The sequence below is a fragment of the Spirochaetota bacterium genome, assembly GCA_026415295.1.
Lineage (GTDB): Bacteria > Spirochaetota > JAAYUW01 > JAAYUW01 > JAOAHJ01 > JAOAHJ01.
Genome location: JAOAHJ010000032.1, coordinates 1 through 9,945, shown reverse-complemented (window position 1 = coordinate 9,945; position 9,945 = coordinate 1). Strand labels below are relative to the sequence as shown.

Below are 9,945 nucleotides of genomic sequence, written 5' to 3'. Positions count from 1 at the left end.
ATATGTACACAAATTCTTTTGGTTACTCTAATTTTGGTTTTGGATCAGCTATAAGTGTAATACAGTTTTTAATTACCTTATTGTTTATATTAATTTACATAAATAATACTTTGAAAAGTGAAGAAAAATAAGAAATTTTAAATTTAAAAAAATAAATATAATAAAAAAAATGATTAAGTTCTATTGAATAAAAAAACAAATATTAGGAAATAAATAAGCTATGAATAAATATTAATAAATAAGCATTCAATATAAATAATTAGAAAAATAATAAAAAATTTATTTTTAAATGAAAGAGTTTAATTTATTCTGGAGTAAATATGAGTAAGGCTTATTATACAAAAAGCAAAAAAATTTCTCGTTGCTATATTTTTTTACTTTTTTTCATTGATTATTGTACTTTTCTGGCTATCACCTTTAATAATAGCTTGTTTCACATCATTAAAAACTTTAGATGAAATAATGGGTGGAACTAAGATGTGGGCTCCTCCAAAAAAAGTAATTTTTGATAATTTCTTAAAAGTTTGGAACTCTGCAGGAATGAAAAGAGCTATGCTGAACACTTTTCTTATAACTATCCCCTCAGTAGCTGGCGCTCTTTTCCTTTCAAGTTTAGCTGGTTTTGCTTTAGCTTTTTATAAATTCAAACTTAATAGAATAATTTTAATTATTTTTATTGCTGGAATGCTGTTACCTTTTCAAATGCTAATGATACCAGTTGAAAGATTATCATCAATATTAGGGGTAAAAAACACATGGCTTGGTTTGATTCTATTTCATATAGCTTTTCAAATTGGGTTTTGCTCTTTTTTTCTTAGAAATTTTATGAAACATATTCCTTTCAGTTTAATTGAATCTATGAGAATCGATGGTGCAAGTGAGTTCATGATATATTATAAAATTGTTTTACCTTTATCATTACCTGCAATTGCCGCTCTTTCTGTTCTTGAGTTCACATGGATATGGAATGATATGCTTTGGGCTTTAGTTTTAATAAGATCAGATATATTAAAACCTATTACTTTAGTTTTAGCAAATATGCAAGGAGAATTTATAACTTATTATAATTTAACAGCTGCGGGGTCTTTAATAGCTGCTATGCCACCGGTCATTATATTCTTGTTCTTTCAGAAATATTTTATTGAAGGTTTAACTTTAGGAGCAGAAAAAGGCTAAAATTATAATAAATAATACCTTTTTACTCTTTTACTTACCCAACAAGTAACTTCATAAGGAATAGTTTTTAATTTTCTAGCCATATCTGAGGCTGTAAAGTGTTTTGTATCAAAAATAAAAACATCAGTTCCTATGCCATAAAAATCATCACCTAGATCAACACAAAATTGATCCATACAAACTCTTCCAGCAATAGGATACTTTTTTTCATTAATTATTACTGAATGATTGTTAGAAAGAAGTCTATTTATTCCATCAGCATAACCTGCTGGTACTGTTGCTATAAAAGAATCTTTGCTTACTGTGTAAGTTCTTCCATAAGAGATAGTTGTTCCCTTTTTTACTCTTTTTATGAATATTATTTGTGATTTTAAGCTCATAGAAGGTTTTATTTTAATAGATTCTGTTGTTTCATCTGATGGGTAGTAACCATAAGTCATAACCCCTGGTCTTACCATATCAAAATAACTCTCTGGTAAATCTAAAATAGCTCCTGAATTTGCCATGTGTTTTATTGGAATTTCTATATTGTTCTTTTTTAAGTTTTCAATTATTTCATTAAAAAGTTTTATTTGATAATATGAAAATTCCTTATTTTTTGAATCAGATTCTGGGAAATGTGTAAAAAGTCCTTCTAATATTAACAAATCAGGATAGTTTTTAATAGTGGATGCTATTTCTAAAACTTCTTCAGGTTTACAACCTATTCTACCCATACCTGTATCAACTTTTATGTGAATTTTTGCCTTTTTTTTCAGTATATGACAAGCATGCAAAATTTCCTCAAGCTTTTGTTTATAAGCAACAGTAATAGTTAGATTATATTTAACAGCATCGTAAACTTCGTCAGGCATAATCAAACCGAGTAATAAAATTGGCTTTTTAATTCCAGCATCTCTAAGTTCTATTCCTTCCAAAACTGTTGCAACTCCAAAATAATCTGCAAGATTCTCTCTTTCAAGAAATCTTGAAATTTCAACTGCTCCATGGCCATAACCATCAGCTTTAACTGCTGGACAAATCATTCTGTTACCTACTTTTTCTTTAATTCCAATAATATTATGTTTTATAGCATTAAGATCAATTAAGGCATGAGTTCTTCTAAACCCAGATAAACTATTATTTCCAAATAAAGAAGTATTTGTAATATTTTGCATAATAGCTTCTCCTTCAAATTAAAATTATTATAAAAAAAGTTCAATCTGTTATTTTATAAACTAAATTAAATTTCTTAGACAAATTTAAGATAATATCTTTTTTATCTTCTTCAATCTCAATTTTTAATATAAAATTTGAATTATTACTCTCAAAAATCCTATCTTTTACTTTAAGGAAATCTTTATTTAGATGATCAATAATTTTATCATAATTAGAGACAGAAACTTCTAATATAATATTCAAAATTTTTTTATAATCTATTAACTCTTCTCTATTTAAAATATCTAAAAATACCTTTGAATAAGCTTTTTGGAGTCCTCCTGTTCCAAGTTTTATTCCTCCAAAATATCTTACTACACAAACTCCTATATTAATAATATCATTTTTTTCTATTATATTAAATATAGGAAAACCAGCAGTTTTCTTAGGCTCTTTATCATCCGAAAAATAATAAATAATATTACCCTTTTCCAAGATTCTATATACAGGCACATAATGAGTAGCCTTTGGATACTTTTTCTTTATTTCATCATAAAACTGAAAAAATTCTTCCTTGCTTTTAATATTTTTAATATTACAAATAAATCTTGAACCATAAACTTCTAAATAACTTTCTAAATTGTCTTTTTTAAATATCTTCATATAATAAACTAATTAAATATTTTTTATTAAAAATAATTTAATATTTCTATATTCTTAATTAAATCATAATGTCAGATGATTTTGATAATCTATTCATCAATGAAAATTTAAATCCATTTTTATCTAACCCTTCAACAATTAATATATCGATGTTATTTTTATCACCCTCTCTAGCTAATGAATAATAATCTTTTGCAAGTTCATATTCATTATTAAAATGAATAAATTCATATTTTAATAAAAATTTTTTTTCATTTCTAAAATTAATATCCTCAACAATTTTGAAAATACTTTCTTTAAATGTTCTGTTAATAAATAAAATCCAAATTTTTATTATTCTTATTCCATTTTTATTGTTAGATGTTTCTTTTTTTCCTTTGAAGTTTTCAATTATTTTTGTTATTTTATTTTTAATTTGTATGTAATTAAAAATTTTTCTTTTTTTAACCAAAATAACTAAAGAATCTGGTTTATAATGTTTATATTTAACCCCAGGAGATAAGACTTTTGTTTCACTTTTACTTTTATAATTTAAATTTAGAATTGAATTACTATATAAGACTTCAATACTAATTATATTACCTAATTTCTTTTCTTTTTTTATAAAATTTCTAATTTCTTTTTTAATATCTTCAAGAGTAATATATCCAGGTCTTAAAACAAATATTTTATTATCATTTTTTAATAGATGTAAATCTAATACTGTTGATTCAATTCCAATAGGAGCTATACCTCCATCTATTATTAAATCTATATTATTTCCAAAATCAATTAATACATCATCAGCTTTTGTACAACTTGGTTTACCAGATAAATTAGCAGATGGTGCAACTATGGGACAGCCAGAATATTCAATTAATGATAAAGCAATTTTATTATCTGGCATTCTAATTGATATTGTCTCCAATCCACAAGTTGCAAAATCCTTTATTTTATCTGATTTTTTAAGAATAAAACTTATGGGACCAGGCCAAAATCTTGATGACAAATATTCAAATAATCTTCTCTGGAAATCATTATCAAAAAAAACTAATTGCAAAGCCATATCTAATGAAGAGACATGAGCTATTAATGGATTATCCTTTGGTCTTTTTTTAACTTCATAAATTTTATTTATAGCTTCTTCAATATAAATAGATGCACCTAAACCATATACAGTTTCAGTAGGGAAAGCTACAATTCCACCATTTTTAATTACTTGAGATGCTTTTTTAATATTTTCTAAATCTTTTTCTGTAAACTTTTCTAAATTTTCTATTTTTATAAAATTACTATTCATCTTTTTTTATTTTTTTTAATAAAATTTTACTTTTTAATTCTCTAAAAAAATTAAATTTTAGTAAATAAAATAATTTAATAAAAAATAGACAATAATAGAATCCATAAAATAATAAAATAATATAAAAAATAAATTAAATTAAATTAATAAAATTAAATAAAGTTATTTATATTATTAAAATAAAATTAAATAAAATTAAATTAATTAAATAAAATTAATAAATTTAGTTCTATATATAATATAGATATTTTATTCTCTTATATACTCTTTTTTAATATATTTTGATGTTGATAAAGCTAGTATAGCACTGTAACCAGGTAAAAATTCTATAAAATCACCAAGTTTATATTTATCTTTTTTCTTAGTAATATCTATTTCTAAATGATCTGAAGAGGCACCTAAAATATAAATAGAATCATCTAATGGTTTAATATTATCAGGTACTACATCCTGTCTCCCAATAGAAAGAATAGCTCTTCTTTGGATCCCTTTATCTTCAAAATTAACAACTTCCCCAAAAGCATTCTGCCCCTTATTCCCGATTGGAACAGAAGGTTTATCTTTAAGTTCTATTATTTCAGCTTTTAAAACAAAAGCATCCTGAACCATACCATCAATTTTTTCTCTGTTTAATACATTTACTCCTAAAAGACCTGTTTCACCAATTCTAAAATGATTAATTTCTTTTGGCATATGTCCTTCAAGTAAAAATGGAACACCTGAAGAATTAGCACCTGAAATGTAATCTAATTTTATATTAAAATTTACTTCAATAAAATTTTTTAAACTTACTAAAAGTTTCATATTTTCATGTGAAGGAGCAACTCCACCATAACACGCAAGATTTGTTCCTATTCCAATAATATTAATATTTTTAAAACCAACTATTTTAGAAAAAAAATCATAAACTTCATTTTCCCATAGTTTTTTATCAAGTGATTTAGCTTCTTTTGGGATAATACCTTCTCTTAAATCACCAAGATCTATCATAACAATTAAATTGTATTTTTTATTAATTTTTCCACAAATTTCATCAATTCTTTTTATAGTCTCGACTTCGGAAACTAAAGAACAATCTGTTAAATTGATAACATCAGGAAGTTCAGATAATGAAGGAATTCTTAAGTTTAAAAACTCAATTTTTTTATTTTGCTTAAGAAGATCTTTATAAAATTCTGATTCTTTTATTCTAATAACATTTTCAAGTCTTGATTCGCCAATTCCATCATAACCTTTTTCCATAAAGACTCTGGCAACTTCTGGATCACCGCAAACAACTTTTGTTACACCAAATATTTTACCATTATTAAATGTTTTTATTTTTTTTGATATAAAAGAAACATTGTGAGCTATTTTATTTAAATTAATTTTTAGAATTGCTGCCATAATTACTCCTACAAATATTTTTAAAATTGAAAAATCTTAGTAAAAAAAATAGATAATTATTCAAATAAAGAAGATAAAGCTATTTTTTTTGCAACATCCTTATAAAACATACCAATGCATCCACAAGAAGAAAAAACATATTTTTTATCTAATAATACTTTTGCTTTTTGAAGAGGGAATAATTTTTTATATACTTCAGGTATTCTTATATCTTCAAGAATTTTTACGCTTCCTTTCAATCTTGTTAAAGCTCCTCCCGTTCCTATAATATAATTAACAGCTGTTAAATCTTTCCCACTTATATATAATTTTTTACCTGAAACCGTATATATTTCAATAATTTTACCAGCATGTCTTTCAAGAGATGTTTTCACTGCTTTTTCTGTTAATTTGTATGAAATATAAAATTCTTCATTAGTTCCAGGTAATGGTTTTAAATATTGAAGATCAAGAGATTGGTTCTCTTCCTGTAAAAATTTATTAACATTACTTGCATTGACATAAACACCCAAATCACCTTCAACTGTTCTTTTAGAAAAAGGTTCAGGAGCTATCAAAAGACTTCTATATTTTTCTGAACCTTCTGTAACAGAATGAACATCTGTTGTAGCACCTCCAACATCAAAACAGACAAGATCACCAATTTCCTCATATAATATTTCACAAATCTTTAACACTGCATAAGGTGTTGGAATAATATCCTTTTTAACCAAATCTTGAAGTTTATCTATACCTTTTGCATGAATAATATGCCTTGAAAATATTTCCTGAATCTTTTTTCTTGTAGGTTCTATATTAAATTCATCTATAGAAGGATAGACATTTGGAACTATTTCTAAAATAAAATTTGTATTTGAAAAAATATCTCTAATCTCATCTTCTAAAACTCTATTGCCAGCGTAAATTAAAGGAATATTCAAATTTAATGAAGCTAACTTTTTAGCATTTTCTAAAATAATCTCCTGTTCACCATAATCTACACCTCCTGCAAAAAGAATTATATTTGGTTTTGCTTCTACAATCTTTCTTAAGTCAGTTGATGATAAGGATCCTGCAGTTAAATAATATAAAATTGCTCCAGCTCCAAGGGCAGCTTCTTTTGCAGCTCTTGCTGTCATTTCCATAGTAAGACCAGTAGCAACCATCCTTAAACCACCAGCAGCAGATGAGTTAGCTAAAATTTCTCCCCACTCTATTTTGGTACATCCAAGGTTACTTTTTAAATTTTCTATAGCTTTATTAACACCGATATTTACATCAGAATCTACAGTAGTTAGATCAATACCTTGCCCGATATGAACGGGTTTATCACTACCTATTTTATTAAAAGCATTAACTTTAGTAATTGTAGATCCAACTTCAATAACAATTAGATCAATGTTCATTTTAATTCCTTACCAAAAATCTCTGAAAAAAATCTAATAGAATTAAATATTTTTTCAATAAAATTGATTAGAATAAAAAAATCAAGAAGAAATACTGTAAAGATATTGAAAAACTTAACTATTTATCTCATTTTTAATTCTTCTAAAAATTACAAATCTTCTATAATTATTATAAACAATAGTTGCCAATATTAATTTTACAACATCAGCTAAAATAAAAGGATAAAAACCTATTTTAAGTGATTTTTCTAAACCAAACATAAAATATAATCTTGATAATCCAAAAATATATATAATCATTATTCCTATTAAACCAGCTAAAAATTGAAATAAAAAGTTTTTACTCATTCCCTTCTCAATTAAATAGCTTATTGTTCCACCAGCAATAAAAAAACCTATCAAATAGCCACCTGTAGGACCAAATATTTTAGCAATACCGTATGACCAATTTGCAAATACTGGAATATTGATAACACCAGCAAATAGATAAAAAAATATTGTCAAAACTGAATCTTTAAAACCATAAATCATTGATATTAAAATAATAGAGAAAACTTGCATTGTAAATGGAACTGGAGAAAATGGAAGGTGAATATTAATTTGAGCACTTAAAGCTATTATTAACACACCACTTATAATTTTCAATGTATTTGCAACATATTTGTTCTTTAATAAAGTTTTAAAAATTGAAACTATTTTACTAAAATAAAAATTTAATAATTCAAAATAATTATATAAAGACTTTGAAAAGTTTGATTTTTTCATAAAATCTCCTTTAATAATATTTTTATTATTTTGAATGACTGTTTAAATAAATATAAATTGATTTTTTTATTTGTCAAGATTAATATTTTATAGTCTATCCATTTTAAATATCAGTGCCTATAATTAAAATATAAAAAATAGATTGAAAAACATTTATACAAGGTTAAAATTAAAATTGATATATAAATAACTTTGTTATAAAATATTTTTATAAAAACAATAGGGGGAATTTTATGGGAATAGGTTGGGGTGAACTCCTAATAATACTATTTATTGCTTTACTTATTTTTGGAGCAAATAGAATCCCAGAAATTGCAAGATCAATCGGTAAAAGCATTAAAGAATTCAAAAAAGGGTTAAATGAAACTGAAGAAGAAAAATATGAAGAAGAAGATAAAAACAATGAAAATCAAAAATAAGATAAATAAAAAATAAATTAATTAAAAAAGAAAAATAAATTTTAATAAAATGAAAAAAGAAAATGATTATACATATTGGGATCATTTAGAAGAATTAAGAAGAAGAATAATATTTTATTTAATTATTTTATTAATATTATTTATATTTTGTTTTTTTGAAACTGAAAAAATTCTATCTATCTTTAAAAAGCCATTAACTAATTACAAAATAGATCTATTCTATTTCAAACCTTATGAAAAGTTTTTTCTTCATATAAAGATTTCTTTTTATTCATCAATAATAATTAGTATTCCTTTTCTCTTTATGCAATTTATTTTATTTATAATTCCTGCATTAAATAAAAAAGAGAAAATTATTTTTTTGATATTTTCAGTTTTTAGTTTAATTGTATTTATTTTATCATTACTATTTTCATACTTTATTGCAATTCCATATGCTTTAAGCTTTTTAATTAACTTTTCAGCTTTCGATCCATTTCAAAATATGTTTAATGTTTCATCTTACTTTGATTTTATTTTTAACATTATTTTAGCTACTTCAATAGTCTTTCAAATACCATTAATCATTTTAATTTTACTCATATCGAAAATAATTGATATCAAAGTTTTAACAAAAAATAGAAAATATATTTTATTAATAATTTTAATTATTTCAGCTATTTTTTCACCTCCAGATATTTTATCCATGTTATTAATTGCTATCCCTCTCTATTTTCTCTACGAAATGTCTATTATTATTTATTCAATTTTCTTTAATATAAAAAGAAGACAAAGTAAAAATTATAAAACTGAAAACAATTATTAAAAAATTTAAAATTTTATATAAAAAAAATTTTTGAAAAAATTATAAATTAATATAATATATAAAATAATAATTAAATTAAATTAGAAATAGGAAAATAAAATGAATAGAAGAGATTTTTTTAAAAAAACTTTTAAATATTTAGCTGGTTTCATTACTGGATCTATAATTAAGGATTTTGATAAAGGTGTGAATATAATATTAGGTCAGGAAACTGAAGAAAAAACATACGACCTTGTTGCGATTAAAAATGGTGAAGTTGAACAGATGTTCGATGAAGCAATTAAATATTTAGGTGGATTAAATAAATATATAAGAAAAAATTCAACTGTTTTAATAAAACCCAATATAGGATTTGCTTTAGCACCTGAAAGAGCTGCAACTACAAATCCTGCTTTAGTTGCCCATTTAGTAAAAAGATCTTTTGAATCTGGTGCAAAAAAGGTATATATATTTGACAATTCTGCTGAAAATAGTGAACTTTGTTATAAAATAAGCCAAATAGAAGAAGCTGCAAAAAAAGCAGGTGCCACAGTTATACCTTCAAATAATCAAAAATATTATCAATTGATAAAAATACCAAAAGCTCAAGTTTTAAAAGAAGCTTATGTTCACGAAATTTTTCTTGAAGCTGATATATTTATAAATGTTCCTATATTAAAAACCCATTCAAGCACTAAAGCTACAATAGGTCTAAAGAACAATATGGGCATAGTCTGGGATAGAGGTTACTGGCACAGGACAAATCTTCATCAATGTATAGCTGATTTTGCTGTTTTTAGAAAACCAGATTTAACTATAGTTGATGCTTATAGAGCACTAATAAGACATGGACCAAGAGGTGTATCAATGGAAGATGTAAGAGTTATGAAAACTTTAATTATTTCTCCAGATCCTGTTGCTGCTGATGCTGCTGGTGCAAAACTTTTAAAT

10 protein-coding genes are annotated in these 9,945 nt (G+C 24.3%); 4 read left to right on the top strand and 6 right to left on the bottom strand.

Annotated features, from left to right (window positions below; translation table 11 throughout):
- The first annotated feature begins 387 nt into the window (after window positions 1-387).
- Complete coding sequence (locus N3A58_08010; GenBank protein ID MCX8059343.1) at window positions 388-1,176, top strand: carbohydrate ABC transporter permease; 789 nt, start codon at window positions 388-390, stop codon at window positions 1,174-1,176.
- A 2-nt stretch (window positions 1,177-1,178) separates the two neighbouring features.
- Here N3A58_08010 and alr read toward each other — a convergent pair whose 3' ends face one another.
- The 6 genes from alr to N3A58_07980 all read right to left on the bottom strand — a co-directional run bounded on the left by alr (window position 1,179) and on the right by N3A58_07980 (window position 7,791).
- Complete coding sequence (gene alr, locus N3A58_08005) at window positions 1,179-2,333, bottom strand: alanine racemase (protein MCX8059342.1); 1,155 nt, start codon at window positions 2,331-2,333, stop codon at window positions 1,179-1,181.
- A 40-nt stretch (window positions 2,334-2,373) separates the two neighbouring features.
- Entirely contained in the window at window positions 2,374-2,976 is a 603-nt protein-coding gene (locus N3A58_08000; GenBank protein MCX8059341.1) for a YigZ family protein, read from the bottom strand.
- A gap of 58 nt (window positions 2,977-3,034) precedes the next feature.
- Window positions 3,035-4,255, bottom strand: coding sequence for an L-threonylcarbamoyladenylate synthase (locus N3A58_07995; protein MCX8059340.1), 1,221 nt, complete (start codon window positions 4,253-4,255; stop codon window positions 3,035-3,037).
- A gap of 249 nt (window positions 4,256-4,504) precedes the next feature.
- Window positions 4,505-5,641, bottom strand: a complete 1,137-nt coding sequence (locus tag N3A58_07990; protein ID MCX8059339.1) for an alanine/ornithine racemase family PLP-dependent enzyme — start codon at window positions 5,639-5,641, stop codon at window positions 4,505-4,507.
- Window positions 5,642-5,697: 56 nt separating this feature from the next.
- Window positions 5,698-7,026 (bottom strand): glutamate mutase L, encoded by a 1,329-nt coding sequence (locus tag N3A58_07985; GenBank protein MCX8059338.1) that lies wholly within the window; start codon window positions 7,024-7,026, stop codon window positions 5,698-5,700.
- 114 nt (window positions 7,027-7,140) lie between these two features.
- Window positions 7,141-7,791, bottom strand: coding sequence for a biotin transporter BioY (locus N3A58_07980; protein ID MCX8059337.1), 651 nt, complete (start codon window positions 7,789-7,791; stop codon window positions 7,141-7,143).
- Between the two features lie 233 nt (window positions 7,792-8,024).
- Here N3A58_07980 and tatA point away from each other — a divergent pair, with 233 nt between their 5' ends.
- The 3 genes from tatA to N3A58_07965 form a co-directional block, all read left to right on the top strand.
- Window positions 8,025-8,210 carry a twin-arginine translocase TatA/TatE family subunit gene (tatA, locus tag N3A58_07975; GenBank protein ID MCX8059336.1) on the top strand — a complete coding sequence of 62 codons (186 nt, stop codon included), beginning with the start codon at window positions 8,025-8,027 and terminating at the stop codon, window positions 8,208-8,210.
- A gap of 49 nt (window positions 8,211-8,259) precedes the next feature.
- Window positions 8,260-9,015 carry a twin-arginine translocase subunit TatC gene (tatC, locus tag N3A58_07970; protein ID MCX8059335.1) on the top strand — a complete coding sequence of 252 codons (756 nt, stop codon included), beginning with the start codon at window positions 8,260-8,262 and terminating at the stop codon, window positions 9,013-9,015.
- A gap of 99 nt (window positions 9,016-9,114) precedes the next feature.
- The coding region (locus N3A58_07965) for a DUF362 domain-containing protein (protein MCX8059334.1) at window positions 9,115-9,945 on the top strand (831 nt) is incomplete at its 3' end.

What these genes read in the sequence shown, in the direction of transcription:
- N3A58_07980 (MCX8059337.1), bottom strand. Translation starts at nt 7,791, where the DNA reads ATGAAAAAATCAAACTTTTCAAAGTCTTTATATAATTATTTTGAATTA.
- tatC (MCX8059335.1), top strand. Translation starts at nt 8,260, where the DNA reads ATGAAAAAAGAAAATGATTATACATATTGGGATCATTTAGAAGAATTA.
- N3A58_07995 (MCX8059340.1), bottom strand. Translation starts at nt 4,255, where the DNA reads ATGAATAGTAATTTTATAAAAATAGAAAATTTAGAAAAGTTTACAGAA.
- tatA (MCX8059336.1), top strand. Translation starts at nt 8,025, where the DNA reads ATGGGAATAGGTTGGGGTGAACTCCTAATAATACTATTTATTGCTTTA.
- N3A58_07990 (MCX8059339.1), bottom strand. Translation starts at nt 5,641, where the DNA reads ATGGCAGCAATTCTAAAAATTAATTTAAATAAAATAGCTCACAATGTT.
- alr (MCX8059342.1), bottom strand. Translation starts at nt 2,333, where the DNA reads ATGCAAAATATTACAAATACTTCTTTATTTGGAAATAATAGTTTATCT.
- N3A58_07985 (MCX8059338.1), bottom strand. Translation starts at nt 7,026, where the DNA reads ATGAACATTGATCTAATTGTTATTGAAGTTGGATCTACAATTACTAAA.
- N3A58_08000 (MCX8059341.1), bottom strand. Translation starts at nt 2,976, where the DNA reads ATGAAGATATTTAAAAAAGACAATTTAGAAAGTTATTTAGAAGTTTAT.